Origin of the sequence: Lederbergia panacisoli (assembly GCF_024626525.1) — a bacterium.
GTDB lineage: Bacteria > Bacillota > Bacilli > Bacillales > Bacillaceae_C > Lederbergia > Lederbergia panacisoli.
Map to the genome: position 1 here is coordinate 251,470 of NZ_JANJGU010000001.1, position 15,846 is coordinate 267,315.

Consider the following 15,846-nt stretch of genomic DNA (forward strand, 5'->3'; position numbering starts at 1 on the left):
CACCTCTCTTTCTACATACAAAATATATGTTGTCCGATTCGTTTGATTTGCGGTCTTGTCCAGATCCAAGCACTAGTAGCCGTGTCAGGATTGAAATAATATAAAGCGCTGTTAGTAGGATCCCACCCGTTGATAGCATCTAGTACCGCTCGTTTCGACGTTTCATTTGGCGTTAGCCATATTTGACCATCTGCCACCGCTGTAAAAGCTCCTGGCTCAAAGATCACCCCCGCAACCGTATTAGGAAAAGATGCGCTGTTTACACGATTTAAAATGACGGCAGCTACCGCAACTTGTCCTTCATATGGTTCTCCTCTTGCTTCTCCGTGTACTGCGTTGGCCATTAAATTAATATCATTTTGAGAAAAGCCGGTAGGAGTATTAGCCGCCGTTGGCTTCGGAGTTTGAGCAGATGTATTATTCTTACTTGGTCCTGTTTGTTTAGATAAATCTGTTCCGCCATAATGAGTGAAAGTTTTACCAGTATTTATTTGATTTTGAACAAATTGTTTATCATATTTGGATGCTTTCACAAGTTTTGCTTTTGTTTCCGCCCCCGCTAAACCATCCACCTTCATACCATATTCGTATTGGAAATTTCTCAGTGCCCAGTATGTACCCCATCCAAAGACTCCATCAATTTTCCCATTATAAAAACCGATATATTGAAGGCGAGCCTGAAGTTCAATGACATCCTCACCAACTGCACCATGTTGAATGACTTGATTAGTAAAAGCGTTTGAATCTTTTACATTTGTAGTTGAGATCATTATTGTACACAGGAATAAAAGGAAAATAAGTCTTGCCACTTTGTAATATTTCATTTTAATTTCCTCCAACTTAAATTTTCATAGGTTTAGTTTCCGAATATAGGAGGTTTTTATGCAAGTTTCATTACGATAAATGACAATAAAAAAACACCATAACCATATTTCAGATTACAGCGCTTTTCTCTTTCTCTTTTTCATAATGAAATTTTTTTGTAAGTAAGTGGGCATGCTTTACTTTTCTTAAACCGAAAAACCACATTATTAGCATGAAGGGAAGAATATAATAAAGCCACCTTTTACCAGCGATAAGAATATAATCATATAAACCGTGTAAAATAAAGGGCACAAAAAAAGAAGCGAACAGCCATTGTTTACTTTTTCCATTAATATTAAATTTTGCTTTTCCAAAATAATATCCCATAAAGACACCGAACAAAGCGTGACTTGACACTGGGAACAAGGCGCGTCCGAACGCAAATTCAATCCCGTTTGCTATTAAATACAAAATATTTTCAACGGTGGCAAAGCCTAAAGACAAACTGGCCGCATATACAATTCCATCATAAGGTTCATTAAAATCTCCGTGTTCATACACAGCAAATAAAATGATAAACCATTTGAAAAACTCTTCCAATAAGGAGGCAGAAAAAAAAGAATGCAAAAATCCGTTTCCGAATACCCCCTCTTTTGCAAGGACATATTGAAGAAACATAATTGGAAAGGTTAATAGCGCGCCAAATAAAAAAACTTTAAATACGCTTAATACTGGTTCTTGCTCAAATTGGTCACGCAAATAAAAATAGCTGATAAGTGCTAATCCCGGAGCAATACCAGCAGATAACACGCCTAACATAATATTATCCTCTCTTCTTATCCTTTCCTTAATGGTAACATGGATAAGAAGAGAAGAAAATGCTTATTAAATTTATGTTAGTCTACTTAGGCAACAGGACGTAGCCTATGTCTCTTGTCTTCCGCTCGTGGAAAGTGCAGTCATTCAGTTTAAATGGATAGTTTCAGCACACTTTAAATAACGGGATGTGGTTAATTTATTTTGTTTGTATTGATTTTGCTATTAGCCCCCCGTGATGGCGTCCGTTTTCAATAAATATTTCATTTGCATCATTTCCAGCGGCTATTACGCCAGCAATGTATAAGTTTTCTATGTTTGTTTCCATTGTCTCTGGATTGAACAATGGTTTCCCTGTGTCAGGTTCAATTTGCACACCCATTTTACTAATAAAATTGTGATCAGGATGATAGCCTGTCATGGCAAAGACAAAATCGTTTTTCATTTCATGTTTTACTGAATCTACCTCGTAAACAATGGAGTCTGGCTTTATTTCTAATACATGCGCATTAAAAATCATATTAATTTCATTGCTTTTTACTAAAGCCTGAAATTCGGGAATAATCCAAGGCTTGACACTTGGAGAGTAATCATCGCCCCGATATAAACAGGTTACCGCTGCACCTGCCTTATGTAATTCCAGGGCGGCGTCTACTGCTGAGTTTTTCCCTCCGATTACTACTACTTCTGTATCAAAATATGGATGACCTTCTTTAAAATAATGAAGGACCTTATGTAATTCCTCACCTGGTATTCCCAAGTAGTTAGGATGATCATAATATCCTGTTGCAATAATGACATAAGCCGCTTCATAATTGCGTAAACTCGTTTTTATTTTAAAGACTTCATTTTCCTTAGATACATTCTCTACTGTTTCGAACCTATTAATCCTTAGATCCTTAATCTTTGCTACTTCACGATAATATGTAAGAGCTTGATTTCTTTTAGGCTTCCGTTCAACCGTAATAAAAGGTACATCTCCAATAGACAGCTTTTCACTTGAACTAAAAAATGTTTGATGTGTAGGATAATTGTATAGTGCATTCACAATATTCCCTTTTTCTATAATTAAAGGGTTCATGCCGATATCATTCAAAGCAATGGCCGCGGCCAATCCACATGGCCCTCCCCCGACAATAATACAATCCTCTCGTTGCATATGACGACTCTCCTTATTTTTTCCGTAAAAAATCTCCCATCTATCATGATAGGAGATTTCTAAATATCGTGCAAAGATTATGATTCAAAAGTAATGCCGCAACGTTTGAATCGCTTTATTTTGTATGATAGACTTTCCATAATCCTCCAAAAACTCAATCGACATGTGAACTAGATCCCCATATTCCTCACAAATGGCATATAGATTGTCATGTCTGTTTCCTTCTTTAGTTATTATTAAATAATAATTTGATTTAAGGGAAAATAAAGAACTTTGCAATGTCTCAATATAGTGTTGTGAAAGACTTTTTGCTAGTAAAATACAATTTTCAATATCATCAAATGTAACAACAATAAATTTATCATTCATAAAGTTATGTTTTTTCTTGCTTTCAGTTGACGTCTCCTTCATGTCATCTTCATCCAACGTTAAAATCAATACTAACTCTTTCGATGTTAACGAATATATATCGATTGATACAGCTCCATATGTGTCTAGCTCATACATACGGCTTGCCTCATCAAGCATCTCGTCAAATAATGAATCCCATATGAAAGTGTCTTTCACCATTTCCTCTTGCAAAAAACCTTTGCGCGTCAACTCTTCAAATGTTATGGAATACTTTATTTGATTAGGTGATATGCGCTCCAATCTCATGAAACCGCCCCCTGAATCTTGCTCTTACCCCATTGTATGAAGGAGGGGATGGATGGTTCATAAGAATGGATGATCACTATTATCACTTTTAATTGTAATAAGATGAGTTTCAGCTTTAGCTCCTAGTCTGAGTGGAAGCATGGTAGTTCCATAGCCATTGCTATTAAGAAGGGTTGTTTCCCTTACTTTCCTTATTCCGCCTTTTCTGTAGGGACCGATTCCAAAAATGCGAATTTGTCCTCCGTGAGTATGACCGCTTAATACAAGTTTAATATTTTGAATATCTGGTACCATATGCAAAGTTTCTGGGTTATGACAAATTAATATTTGAAAAGAATCTTCTTCGACTTGCTCCATAAAAAGGTCAAGGGGCGGCAATTCTTGAGAAAAGTCATCTAAACCAATTAGTGCTATTTTTTTATCCTTCCGTTTAATGTAATAAACAGTATTTTTTAATTCCTTTACACCCGTTTGATTAAATGCATAGATCAGTTGATCTTGATCAAGTTCAAAATCATTATTGCCCCATACAAAAAATACCGGAGCTATTTTGTTAAGCTTTTTAAGATTATCGATCACCCTCGTGAGTGGAACACCTTTCTCAGTTAAATCCCCACCAATAATGACAATATCAGTTCTTCCTTTGATTTGTTCTATGATGGTTTCGCTAATCGTCCGTCTATGTATATCAGAAATAAAAAATATATGGAATTCTCCAAATTCAATTGGAAAATTTGGAAATTGCAGAATTTCCTTTTTAACAACATCAGAAAATGCTTCTACATACATGTAATAAACAAGAAATACCGCTAACATTACGAATATGATAGCGAAATACTCCATCCAACCACCTATTTTCCCTTGGAATACCAAAATTATATCACGGATAAGATCCTTTATTCCTTATTCTATTCCTTTGTTTCAGAATTAAGACGGGCACTACCTCATACAATGGAATGATAACAGTTTAAGGGAGGTATTTTTATGCCAAGCTTCTATAAATCTTATACGCCCTATATTAGTCCCTTTGACCCTTGCCCTCCAATGACAGAGAAAACCTATTCTACCCCTCCTAATTTATATATGGGATTTCAACCGCCAAATTTACCACAATTTCCACCAAAAGAAGCACTAAAGAAAGGTACATTATGGAAAGCTTTTTATGACCCTTATTATAGTCCTTATGAAAGGGCAAGGGAGGAGGCTGACACATGAAGCAGATGCCTCAAAAATACTATGACCTTATGGAAGAACTGCAAGCAGTAGATTTCGTTATTGTTGAATTAGCCCTCTATTTAGATACTCATCCACAAGATCACGAGGCAATTCAGCAATATAATGCATATGTACAAATGAGACAAACAGTGAAAAATCAGTTTGAACAGGAATTTGGGGCTTTAACAAGCTTTGGTGGCAGTTATTCAAAATATCCTTGGGATTGGAAAGAGGCCCCGTGGCCATGGCAAGTATAGTTGCATTGGTGGAAACTAATCCAAATGAACAGTAGGAGGTAATGGTTTACATGTGGGTTTATGAAAAGAAACTGCAGTATCCAGTTAGAGTGAGCCAATGTAACCCGATGCTTGCAAAATTTTTAATCGAACAATATGGCGGAGCTGACGGGGAACTTGCCGCCGCCCTCCGATATTTAAATCAACGATATACAATTCCCGATCAAGTGATTGGATTGTTAACTGATATTGGAACAGAAGAATTTGCACATCTTGAGATGATTGCCACAATGGTTTATAAACTAACAAAAGACGCCACTCCTGAACAAATGAAGGAAGCAGGGCTAGGCGCCCATTATGCAAACCACGAAAAAGCACTTTATTATGAAAATGCTGGTGGTGTTCCTTGGACTGCCACCTATATTCAGGCTAAAGGAGATCCAATCGCCGATCTATATGAAGATATTGCTGCTGAAGAAAAAGCTAGGGCAACGTATCAATGGATTATTAACATGAGTGATGATCCTGATTTGAATGACAGCCTGCGTTACTTAAGGGAAAGAGAAATCATCCATTCACAAAGGTTTAGAGAAGCGGTGGAGATTTTAAAAGAGGAAAGAGATCGTAAAAAGATATTTTAATCTCAAAAGTGCAAGCGCCTGTTCATTGACGTACAGGCTCACAGGATGTGGATTCGTCGACTAAAAAATCGACACATGTGAAGTGACGATTTTTTAGTCAACGTTCTCAACATCTTCGTTTCAGTTTATTTATTGTTATATTATCCGTGGTTTTTACACAATAAAAACATAGAATCATTTGCTTTGGTGATATAAATTAATATCGTATTTTTTTTTCATTTGCTCAAAAACCCGATGACGTTGATTCCATTTATCGCCCTTCCAAAGATCTTTACTTTTCTCGATAATTTCACATCTTAAGGCATGGTATTCCTTTTCGGATTTCTCTTTTTTTTCAAATATCACTTTTACAGAGCCGAACAATGTAAAAGCTATAAAAAAGAGTGTTAGAAAGTGGTTTCTTTTAACAAGTATAGAAAAAGTATCTAGCACGGAGTTAGTACTCGTTTCAATCGTTGCCTTATAAAAAAGGGAAAAAACAAAAAATCCAAACAAAAATGCAAATGAAAGCAAAAGAAAATGAATATTCTTATATCGATTATATTTAATCCTTTTATTAATTAAGTTTTGCAGCATTTGTTTCGTCGTTTGATCTGTATGATTACCTAAATCCACCAAAAATGCTTCCATCATCTCACACCCTCCGACATCTAGTCCATATTAAATAATATGAACTAGATAATCGTAGTATGACCCTATGGAAGTGGTATTTTTAGCGATTGACCCACCATGATTTCGTTATCTGCAATCCCATTGGCTTCTTTAATTTTTTCAATTCCATCTTGGCTTTTATAGTATTGCATGGAAATTCTAAAGAGGGTCTCTCCTTTTTGAACTGTATGGTAAACTATTTTTGCTTCTTCCACTTTTTCCTCTATTTTTTCTATTTGCTCTGTTCCGTTTTCTGTTTCTTCTGGCGTATTGATTTTATGGTCTGCCTCTTTTTCTTCAGACGTTATTGTTTCATTTTCCTGCTCTGACTCTTTTCCTTTATTTTCCACTTCTTCATTTTGATGCTCCTGCTCCATTTTTTCATCATTCGTCGCGTTGTCAGGAGTATTTGAGGATTCCTTATTATCAATCGAAGTTTCTATACTATTATCTTCTACATACGATATTTCCTCACCAACCCCTTTTGCCGAACTAGATGCAAGATTTTTTTCTTTATTTAATAAATAAATAGCATAAGTTCCGGGAAGCAAGAGGAGTATTACAAGCAGTATAAGAGGTATCGAAATTCTTATTTTCTTTTGTTTAGACTGATTATCTTCCTTGTCACTCTTATTTTTCTTTTTGCGATTTTTCTGTCCGTGTACTTCCATCCTTGACGGAAGCTTTTCTGAAATCTCGTGTACATCACGATTTATATCTTTTTGGTTTTTTGACATATTAATCCCTTCTCCTTAATCATTATGGATGGAATTACGACTCATTTTTATTCCTAATAAAAAATCAATTGTAAAATGCATAAATATGACAGGTAAAATTTGCTGCCCAGAGTATTCATATAAAAGGCTGATCCAAATACTTAATACGGATACATTTAGCAGTAAGTACCAATTCGTTAAATAACGAATATGCACAAGGGCAAAAATGATGCTGGCAACCCAAAAACCATAATGTGTGTGGATCACACCACGAAAAAGCAGTTCTTCTGCAAAGGCAATGAGCATTGAAAGTAAAGCGATTTTCCAAACTGGCATATTGGAAAATATTTTTTCATTTATTCCACCATCATCATAATATTCGGGAGGCACTTTTTTCATTAATAATAAATCCAGGGCTACTACAGCAAGACCACTAAATACTCCAACAATAATCCAAATGGTGTTCCATTTAAATATGTTAAAAAAAGCGGTTAGATCAGAGAATAGTATCCAGCTTAATACAATGGCCAAAATAATAATAATTAATTGGGTTAATAGTAAATGAAAAACTAATTCCTTCCCTGTTAAGTTTTTTGCGATTTCTGCTTGTCTATTTTTTTTCATCGCAAACCGCTTTCTAATAGCAATAATTGTTGCAGCCTGTTTTCCCAGGAAGGATGTAATGTTGTTTTTTCATTTATTTTAGTCGTTTCTTGAAAATCGTTAAGATTAATCTTACATATATCACAGCAATCCACTGGAGGTTGCAATAGCTTTTCATTGAAATAGTGCATAGCGTTGTTTCGTCTGCATCCCCTAGAATGTACCCACGCAAGCATTTGTTGGAGCTTTTTTAATTTTATTGAATATCTATCTTGTTTAATGGATTTTACTCGGGAAGCATCGAAATTAGATGAATGATAATACTGTAAAAAGCGCAATTGTGTTTCGGTTAACTTCAAGTTTTCCATCAAATGTTCATTGCTTTCGCTCGTTGAAGTAAAAAAAGCTTCAATTTGCGAATCTGTTGGTAGTTCATTTTCGATTAGTTGTTTTTGCAGTTCTTCGTCCCCCCTGCAATATAACATGATTGCAATGCTTCGTTCGTTATCCCTACCGGCTCTTCCTATTTCCTGTAAATAAGATTCTATTTGACCAGGTACATGGTAATGAATAATGAAGCGGATGTTATGTTTGTTAATACCCATTCCGAATGCACTCGTTGCACAAATAATATTGATTTGTCCGTATAGAAATTGTTGTTGTATCAAAATCCGCTGTTCTTGATCCATCCCGCCATGATAGACTGCTGCATCTTGAAATCCATTTTGCCTTAAAGTTTCGGCCGTTTCTTCGGCAAGACGTTTACTGGAGAAATAAACAACACCAGGCTTTTTTAAATATGCGATTAATTCAATCAATTTTTCTTTTTTCTCCAATTGATTTGCTAGTTTCTCAACAACAAAACTTATATTTGGCCGATCTACAGAAAAAATATATTCTTTAAAGTTTATAAAATGTAAATATTGTTTAATATCTTCTCGCACTTCTTTTGTTGCAGTAGCCGTTAATGCTAAAACAGGAGCATTCCCTAATTTCGCTCTAACCGTTCCGAGGTTTAAATAATCTGGTCGGAAATCATGTCCCCATTGGGAAATACAATGGGCCTCATCTATTACGAATAAGGAAATATTAATTTGCTGAAGCTTTTTAATGATGTATTCTGAACTTAGCATTTCAGGTGAAATATAAATAAATCTATAACGGGAAAGATCATGTAAGATCCTGTTTTTTTCCGTAAAATTAAGAAAAGAATTTAAAGCGACTGCGTTCTTTTCTCCAATCATTCTTAGCTGATCGACTTGATCCTGCATTAATGATATTAAAGGAGAGACAATTAGAACCGTCCCTTTTAATATATACCCAGGCAATTGGTAGCAAAGAGATTTTCCCGTTCCCGTCGGAAGCATTGCCAATACATCTGATTGATCTAATACAGCATCTATGATCTCTTCCTGCCCATTTTTAAATGATGTAAACCCAAATATATTATTTAATACCTCAAATTTATTCACATTTTCTCACCTGCCTTAGCAAGCACTAAGCGAATTTGGAAATAAGAACTATCCTTCACTTTTTCTTTTATTGGTTTCAGCTTTTTTTGACTAAGTACTTTGGCAACTTCTAATATCTCCTTAGCCCGCTGTCGTTTTACAAATGGCTCGATTGAAAACTCTGGGTCCAATAATGCTATTTCAATGATATGGTCTTCCACTGTACCTACCTTGATGTTTCTCATATCCGCTATTTGTGAAATGGTAAAATCTTGTTGCAGTAATGTATATGTACGGACAGTAGAATTTGTAAGCGGTAGCTGTTTATAAATATCTGACGTGAACGTATAAAGAAACGGATATTTCTTCCTTTGTTTAATAACAGTATGCAGTAAATAATGCAATCCATTTAAAAATCGAAAATATGCCTCTATTTCTTCTTGGCCTGCATAATCGGCAATTTGCTTTTGAGTTAAACCAATCATTTCATAACCGCTAAACCTAGCTATAATCAAATATGGATCTTCCGGAAAGTCTGTTGAAAAGATTAAATTTAATTCTTCATATAATTCTTTGGAAATTTGCGAACGGTCACCCTGATAACCCCCAAAAAATCCTCTGACCCAAGCCATTATTTCTTCATCTCTCTGAACTGGATAATATCGATTTACGGAATGATTCATATGAGATAGCGCTTGTACGACTAATGTGAGTCTCTTCCAAAATAGAATGGATGTATCCTGAAATTTCCATCCATGTATATAGTCAAAGATTTTTCGCTCATATAGGTAAAGGGAATAAGCTTTATTTCCTATTTCTGTCACTATACTTTTCGAAGTACCCTCTAAAAAGGTTATATATGATTTCTTGTGCAATTCTTTGATATAAGTATCAAATTGCTGTCTCTTTAATCCCGGTAATGTTTTAAACAAATGGGATAAGCGATATAAATGAGCATCTTGTATCGTCTGCGATGATTTCTTGCCTGCAAGTAAATGATATATTGAATAAACGGTTCGATCACCATTTATTGTGTCTAAACATCTTAATATCAAGGCATGCAAAAAAGTCATAATAAGTGCTTCTCCTATCGAACTTTAGTCTCTATATTTTACCATGTATTCTTTTTTTCGACTATGACTACATTTTTCTGATGATATTCGACAGAGGTTTAAACTGTACCTTTTCTGTCGTATTTGTTGAAAAGTATTCTCAATAGACTTAATATAATAATGTAGTGAAAAGAATTAGGAGGTCATATCGTGCCTAAGTATACGATTGTGGATAAGGATACTTGCATAGCGTGTGGAGCGTGTGGAGCTGCAGCGCCTGATATATATGATTATGATGATGAAGGTCTAGCTTATGTTGTTCTTGATGACAATCAAGGAACAGCAGAAGTTCCGGAAATATTAGAGGATGATTTAATCGATGCCTTTGAAGGCTGTCCAACTGATTCCATTAAAGTAGCCGATGCTCCTTTTGACGGTGACCCGTTAAAATATGAGTAAATAAAGAGGAGATGCGTTATGCATCTCCTCTTTATTTATACATTTTTTATTGCCATATGTTTATTTAATCTACTGCCTAAACGGCTGTATAGTAAAAGAAATACAATGGTTATAATAATGCCTTTTACTACATTAAAAGGAAGTATCGATGCTACAACCATTTTGCGAAGTGCTGCATTGCTCATTGGTTCCCAACCTAGTAATCCAATATAAGCAGGTAAAAGTACGAAATAGTTAAAGATACTCATGAAAACAGCCATAAATATTGTGCCGACAATCAGGGAAGCAAGTAATCCCCATTTCGCCTTTACTATTTTAAAAACATAATAAGTAGGCAGAACGAACAATATGCCGGCAAGAAAATTGGCGATATGGCCGATTGGTATTCCAGTCGCACTGCTGGAGATGAAATAATCTAATATGTTTTTGAATAATTCCACGAGTATAGCCGCAACCGGGCCAAACATTAACGCAGCGATGATTGCAGGAATATCGCTAAAGTCAACTGTTAAGTAAGGTGGAAATGGCGGTATTGGAAATTTGATCAGCATTAAAATAAATGACAAGCTGCTGAGCATCCCAATGGTTACAAATGATTTTACACTTAACTTTTTCATGTTCCTCTCTCCTTAGAGATTCATCCCTAGTTGAAGAAAGGTATGCCATAAAGTCTACACTAATGAAAAACCCCCAAAGAAATATCTTTGAGGGAGATTGATTAGGCATGCTTTAATAAGTGTTCAAAACCTGCAATTTTGAACACAAGGCACCCTTCATCTTCTCCCATCCAGACTATACTGTCGGCTTTGGAATCTCACCAAATCCTGCCTCATTAAAGGCTCGCGGGCTTGTAGGCTTGCACCTTTTACCGCCGGTGGGGAATTTCACCCCGCCCCGAAGATGAATCGTATTTTATTTTTCTTTTTTATTATACACTATTTTTCATTGTATGTGAAGATAAGTACAAGCTTTTGTTAATGCTGAATTAGATTGGGAGCTAATGGAACTTTTACAGGCTGGTCAAATTGGAAACTTTCCCAATTTGATGGTTCGATATTTTCAAATTGAACCTCAGTTTTTCCAAATTCTTTTGCGGTTAATAAAATGCCTTCAATTAACTGCATATTTTTAAGCTGGTCCCCTTGATCCAATTCAACAGGCTTATCAAATTTTATCGTTACACCTGTTGGATCTTCTTTTACTACTTCAGCGGAAATCACATCAGGTATGACAGATTGATAAAAGCTGTTCGGTTTCGTTTTCATGTATGTTAAAGCTTCTGCTAAACTGTTTGAATCTTCATCGGCTGGAACAAGATAATCTGAGTTTTCAGCTAAAGGATATAAAAAATATCCTCGTTTCAAATTTTTCTTTATAGGTAGATCTGGGACGGGTCCATAGTGCGGAAGTTCAACATTATCGCCATTTTCGTTCACAAATTTAACTAAGCCAATATCATGAGGTTGCAATATATATTGAAGCATAGTCATGATTTGTAATTCATTTGCTTCAAAAAACGGACGATTTTCAGAACTAATCGTGACCCTAGCTTCATTTCGTTCTCCATTAAGTTCCATCGCATCTAATAAAGGAGCAAAATCTTGGAAACCATACTCTGAAGCATTGAATGATTCTGCCTCTTTACGATTTTGGATTAACCAATCTTCTTCATGATTTTCTTTTTCTAATAATGTAATGGGGATGATAGCATCTTTAGTCACTGCCCCAAAAGTATATATTTCATTCCCTAACGTATCCTTTTCATATACAGCAGATGTTAAATCAGAGTCAACAACAATTGCTTCTTCATTATACATCGTAATTTCTTCTTCCATATTTATATCCTTTTTCATATCCGCCGAATTACTTTCCATAATACTTCCCGAATCTGCATTTTCTTTAACCTTTGAGTTTGAACTAAAGTAATCCACGGGTGATTGTTGAAAAATAAAAGGAAAGACAAGTAAGAATAATAAAAGTCCAGCGATACTTGTTAGGGCAGGTACAAAAATAGGCTTCCTTTGTTTTTTATTCATGCCAATCTTTATATTTCGATAAATCTCATCCATTGATCGTTTATCCTCGATTTTTGGGAGCTGCTTAAAAAGCTGTATCACTTTTTCATCTTCTCTATCAGATTGACGCATGATGATCGTCCTCCTTTCCACGTTCACTTTCCATCTTCACCCTTATTGATTTTAATGCCCTATGTTGGGTAGTCTTTACTTTACTTTCACTCCAATTTAAAGCCTCCGCTGTTTCCGCAATGGAAAGACCATTTAAATAGCGCATAATCAAAACAATCCGATGATTCGTTGCACACGTATCAAGACATTCTTTCAAGATTTTAACTTCTTCATTTTGAATGACTGCATCTTCTGGAAGCGTTTTTGAATCTTTGATCTCCCTGCGCTCCCAATCGAATTTATCAAATAAGCGATCCTTCCAGCCCTTTTGCTTTCGGAAATGATCGATCGCTACATTTTTGGCAATGGAAAAAAGCCAAGTTTTCTCGGAGCTTTTCCCTTCAAATTTATCGTACGCTTTCATAACACGGATATACACTTCCTGTACTAAATCTTCAGCTTCCACCCTGTTTTTAACCATATAATAAAGAAATTGAAAAAGGTCTTGATGATATTTCGTATATAATTCATGAAATACGGAGTTCATATCTTTCTCCTCCCCCGTCAATGGATTAGTCGTTTTTTGGATTAAAAAGTTACATATAGATTATTACAAATATATTAAAATTGTTTATTAAGTATTATTATTTTCCCACATAAAAACGGATTGGACAACCTAGATAAGATTATCCAATCCGCTTTTTTTGTTTCTCGTGAAACAAGATTATATAGCAACTTTCTACATATTCGTCTAAATTTCTGGAATAAAGAAGGAAAAAGTCGTTCCATTTCCCAATTTACTTTGAACGGATATATGCCCATTATGTGCATCAATGATATTCTTGGCAATCGCGAGTCCAAGGCCAGTTCCCGCTCTTCCTCTTGTCCGCGCTTTATCTGCCTTGTAAAACCGCTCAAAAACAAAAGGCAGATCATCCTCTGGTATACCTGATCCATTATCTTGAACTGAAATGGTAATTCCTTTTGCTGTCCTCGTTTGCGTGATTACAATAGACCCGTGCTCCTGCGTATGTCGAATCGCGTTGTCTATTAAATTAGTTAACACTTGTTCAATTCTATCGGAATCCATATGGAATGACTCGCCATTTGATTCGATCCTTCTTTGAAGATCAACCTTATGTTCCCTTGCTACTCCACCAAACTTATTCATGATGCGATTAATAAATTTCTCTATGTCTACATCTTCATAATTTAAAGCAATATGTCCTGCTTCCATCCTTGCCAAATCCAATAGTTCATTTACAAGACGGCCAATACGCAAGGATTCATCGTAAATAATTTTAGCCAGTTCCTTCTTCTCTTCCTCAGTTTCAGCCATATCGTCTATAATTGCTTCACTATAACCTTGAAGCATCGATATTGGGGTTCTTAGTTCATGTGAAACATTTGCCACAAAATCAATTCGTAGTTTATCGAGGCGTCTCTCTTCTGTCATATCACGAATAACCGCAACTGCTCCTCTGACACTTTCCTGATTTTGTGTATAAAGAGGACTCACGATGATAACATAATTCCGGCCTTGTAAAATGAGTTCTCCTGTTTGTTCTGTTTCCGTCGTGATAGCTTGCGAAAGTAGATTTGCCAATTCAGGAGGCACTGAGTTAGATTCATCATCATTTTCATAATGCCATTGCTGCAAAAATCGTTCTGCCGGAGGGTTCGTTATTAAAATTGATCCCCCTTGGCTAAATGTCATAACACCATCAGCCATACTACTTAGTATACTTTTAAGTTGTTCTTTTTCTTGGCTCAAAACACTCATGTTAATTTTGAGTCGTTTCCCCATTTGGTTAAATGCAATCGCCAGTTCTCCAATTTCATCATGGCTTAAAAAAGGAACCTTCGTATCAAATTTTCCTTTTGACACTTCAAAAGCAGCTTCTTTCATTTTTCTTAAAGGCGAAGTAATTCTTGTGGATAAGAAAAAAGCAAAAAATGTAGTTAGTACTATTGCAATGCCTGCAGCAAGCAGAATAAGCCTCGTTGTTTTTTGGGTTGTTTCTTCCAAGACTGCTAAGGACTGATAAATAAAAATTGCACCCTTTTGTCCATTAATACTTAATGGTACACCTGCAACGATTAAATTTTCATACCGGCTTCCTTTCAAATCCAAATCAGAAAGCGCCATTTCTTTCGTTACTTGTTTTCGTTCCGTAAAAACTTTAACCAAATCTTTATCCTTTAAAAATGTATCGACGGGAATCATGCCTTTATATGAGCCATAAGGTGAAAATAAAAAATCCTCTTTATTATAAGCAATGGCTACTCCTAAAGGCTCGTCCAATATTTCAAATACAATTTCTTCACCGAGTCCATCATTTGCATGTGCTTCAAGAATGCGTGATATTTTTGTTGCCTGCTCTGATAATCCTTGCTCGATTTGACTTACATGATACTTTTGAAAAAATTCGAGAAGAAGCATTGTCAAGATGATTAATACGAATGAAACTAGGAGAAGAATCGTCATCCATAGTTTCCCTACAACACTACGCCAAAGTCTCATTCATTACCTGCCTCGAATTTATAACCTACTCCCCAAACCGTTACAATCATTCCCGCTGCTTTTTCTGATACTCTATTTAACTTTTCACGCAGTCTTTTCACATGTGTATCTACCGTTCTTAAATCCCCAAAAAATTCATATTGCCAAACTTCCTTCAATAAATGCTCACGATCGAACACTTTATCGGGAGATTTAGCTAAAAAATGTAGTAGTTCATATTCTTTTGGAGTTAAATTCACTTCATTTCCATCCGCCATGACACGATGGGCATCATGGTCAATGGATAAATGTGGATATACAATGATATCTCTCGCCGAAGCCCCTGTTTGTGAAAATTCCGTTTGAGCCGTTCTCCTAAGTAAGGCCTTCACTCTTAACACAACTTCCCGCGGACTAAATGGTTTCACAATATAATCATCCGTCCCAGCTTCAAACCCTTGTATCCGATTTGTTTCTTCACCTTTCGCGGTCAACATGATAACAGGTGTAGCCTTTTGTTCGCGCAACTCATTACATACTTCTATTCCGTCTTTTCCGGGCATCATTAGATCAAGAAGAATACAGCTATAGTCATTTTGCAAAGCCATTTCCAAAGCTTCATCACCATTAGAAGCTTCATCGATTTCATAGTTCTCACGTTCTAAATACATGCGGAGTAATCTGCGAATACGTTCTTCATCATCAACTACAAGAACTTTTACTTTTTGTTCCATTTAAATCCCCCTATGAAAAAAAT

The 15,846-nt window shown here is 35.8% G+C and carries 19 protein-coding genes and 1 riboswitch; of the genes, 4 read left to right on the plus strand and 15 right to left on the minus strand.

Annotated elements, in window-relative coordinates; genetic code table 11:
- Positions 1-11 precede the first annotated feature (11 nt).
- From sleB to NQ185_RS01200, 5 genes are all read right to left on the minus strand, one after another.
- Positions 12-770, minus strand: coding sequence for a spore cortex-lytic enzyme (sleB, locus tag NQ185_RS01180; RefSeq protein ID WP_257580037.1), 759 nt, complete (start codon positions 768-770; stop codon positions 12-14).
- Between the two features lie 163 nt (positions 771-933).
- Complete coding sequence (gene prsW, locus NQ185_RS01185) at positions 934-1,623, minus strand: glutamic-type intramembrane protease PrsW (protein WP_257579686.1); 690 nt, start codon at positions 1,621-1,623, stop codon at positions 934-936.
- A 196-nt stretch (positions 1,624-1,819) separates the two neighbouring features.
- A complete protein-coding gene (locus NQ185_RS01190; RefSeq protein ID WP_257579687.1) occupies positions 1,820-2,779 on the minus strand; it encodes a YpdA family putative bacillithiol disulfide reductase in 960 nt (319 codons plus the stop codon).
- Between the two features lie 84 nt (positions 2,780-2,863).
- Positions 2,864-3,436, minus strand: a complete 573-nt coding sequence (locus NQ185_RS01195; protein ID WP_257579688.1) for an adaptor protein MecA — start codon at positions 3,434-3,436, stop codon at positions 2,864-2,866.
- A 57-nt stretch (positions 3,437-3,493) separates the two neighbouring features.
- Complete coding sequence (locus NQ185_RS01200; protein ID WP_257579689.1) at positions 3,494-4,279, minus strand: metallophosphoesterase; 786 nt, start codon at positions 4,277-4,279, stop codon at positions 3,494-3,496.
- Between the two features lie 141 nt (positions 4,280-4,420).
- Between NQ185_RS01200 and NQ185_RS01205 the strand changes: the two genes are divergently transcribed.
- From NQ185_RS01205 to NQ185_RS01215, 3 genes are read left to right on the plus strand one after another with little or no spacing between them, the layout of a single operon-like run.
- A complete protein-coding gene (locus NQ185_RS01205; protein WP_257579690.1) occupies positions 4,421-4,651 on the plus strand; it encodes a spore coat associated protein CotJA in 231 nt (76 codons plus the stop codon).
- A complete protein-coding gene (locus NQ185_RS01210; RefSeq protein ID WP_257579691.1) occupies positions 4,648-4,908 on the plus strand; it encodes a spore coat protein CotJB in 261 nt (86 codons plus the stop codon). The genes NQ185_RS01205 and NQ185_RS01210 overlap by 4 nt, the downstream gene beginning before the upstream one ends.
- 50 nt (positions 4,909-4,958) lie before the next feature.
- Positions 4,959-5,528, plus strand: coding sequence for a manganese catalase family protein (locus tag NQ185_RS01215; protein WP_257580039.1), 570 nt, complete (start codon positions 4,959-4,961; stop codon positions 5,526-5,528).
- A gap of 174 nt (positions 5,529-5,702) precedes the next feature.
- Here the strand turns inward: NQ185_RS01215 and NQ185_RS01220 are convergent, their stop codons facing one another.
- The 5 genes from NQ185_RS01220 to NQ185_RS01240 all read right to left on the minus strand — a co-directional run bounded on the left by NQ185_RS01220 (position 5,703) and on the right by NQ185_RS01240 (position 10,022).
- Entirely contained in the window at positions 5,703-6,161 is a 459-nt protein-coding gene (locus NQ185_RS01220) for a DUF2663 family protein (RefSeq protein ID WP_257579692.1), read from the minus strand.
- A 62-nt stretch (positions 6,162-6,223) separates the two neighbouring features.
- Positions 6,224-6,916 (minus strand): LysM peptidoglycan-binding domain-containing protein, encoded by a 693-nt coding sequence (locus tag NQ185_RS01225; protein ID WP_257579693.1) that lies wholly within the window; start codon positions 6,914-6,916, stop codon positions 6,224-6,226.
- A 15-nt stretch (positions 6,917-6,931) separates the two neighbouring features.
- Positions 6,932-7,519 (minus strand): CPBP family intramembrane glutamic endopeptidase, encoded by a 588-nt coding sequence (locus NQ185_RS01230; RefSeq protein WP_257579694.1) that lies wholly within the window; start codon positions 7,517-7,519, stop codon positions 6,932-6,934.
- On the minus strand, positions 7,516-8,970 hold the full coding sequence (locus NQ185_RS01235; RefSeq protein WP_257579695.1) for a RecQ family ATP-dependent DNA helicase: 1,455 nt from the start codon (positions 8,968-8,970) through the stop codon (positions 7,516-7,518). Before NQ185_RS01235 ends, NQ185_RS01230 begins: the two co-directional genes overlap by 4 nt.
- Positions 8,967-10,022, minus strand: coding sequence for a YpbB family protein (locus NQ185_RS01240; RefSeq protein ID WP_257579696.1), 1,056 nt, complete (start codon positions 10,020-10,022; stop codon positions 8,967-8,969). The genes NQ185_RS01235 and NQ185_RS01240 overlap by 4 nt, the downstream gene beginning before the upstream one ends.
- A gap of 189 nt (positions 10,023-10,211) precedes the next feature.
- On the opposite strand from NQ185_RS01240, the gene NQ185_RS01245 reads away from it, so the two are divergent.
- The gene (locus tag NQ185_RS01245) at positions 10,212-10,460 is read left to right on the plus strand and encodes a ferredoxin (protein ID WP_257579697.1); all 249 of its coding nucleotides are present in this window, start codon (positions 10,212-10,214) and stop codon (positions 10,458-10,460) included.
- 35 nt (positions 10,461-10,495) lie between these two features.
- On the opposite strand, the gene NQ185_RS01250 is transcribed toward NQ185_RS01245, so the two are convergent.
- From NQ185_RS01250 to NQ185_RS01270, 5 genes are all read right to left on the minus strand, one after another.
- A complete protein-coding gene (locus NQ185_RS01250) occupies positions 10,496-11,077 on the minus strand; it encodes an ECF transporter S component (RefSeq protein ID WP_257579698.1) in 582 nt (193 codons plus the stop codon).
- Between the two features lie 154 nt (positions 11,078-11,231).
- Positions 11,232-11,366: riboswitch (FMN riboswitch) on the minus strand.
- Positions 11,367-11,434: 68 nt separating this feature from the next.
- On the minus strand, positions 11,435-12,607 hold the full coding sequence (locus NQ185_RS01255) for a hypothetical protein (protein ID WP_257579699.1): 1,173 nt from the start codon (positions 12,605-12,607) through the stop codon (positions 11,435-11,437).
- Positions 12,594-13,133, minus strand: a complete 540-nt coding sequence (locus NQ185_RS01260; RefSeq protein WP_257579700.1) for an RNA polymerase sigma factor SigX — start codon at positions 13,131-13,133, stop codon at positions 12,594-12,596. Before NQ185_RS01260 ends, NQ185_RS01255 begins: the two co-directional genes overlap by 14 nt.
- Positions 13,134-13,337: 204 nt before the next feature.
- Complete coding sequence (locus NQ185_RS01265) at positions 13,338-15,110, minus strand: ATP-binding protein (RefSeq protein WP_257579701.1); 1,773 nt, start codon at positions 15,108-15,110, stop codon at positions 13,338-13,340.
- Entirely contained in the window at positions 15,107-15,823 is a 717-nt protein-coding gene (locus NQ185_RS01270; protein WP_257579702.1) for a response regulator transcription factor, read from the minus strand. Before NQ185_RS01270 ends, NQ185_RS01265 begins: the two co-directional genes overlap by 4 nt.
- Positions 15,824-15,846: the final 23 nt, after the last annotated feature.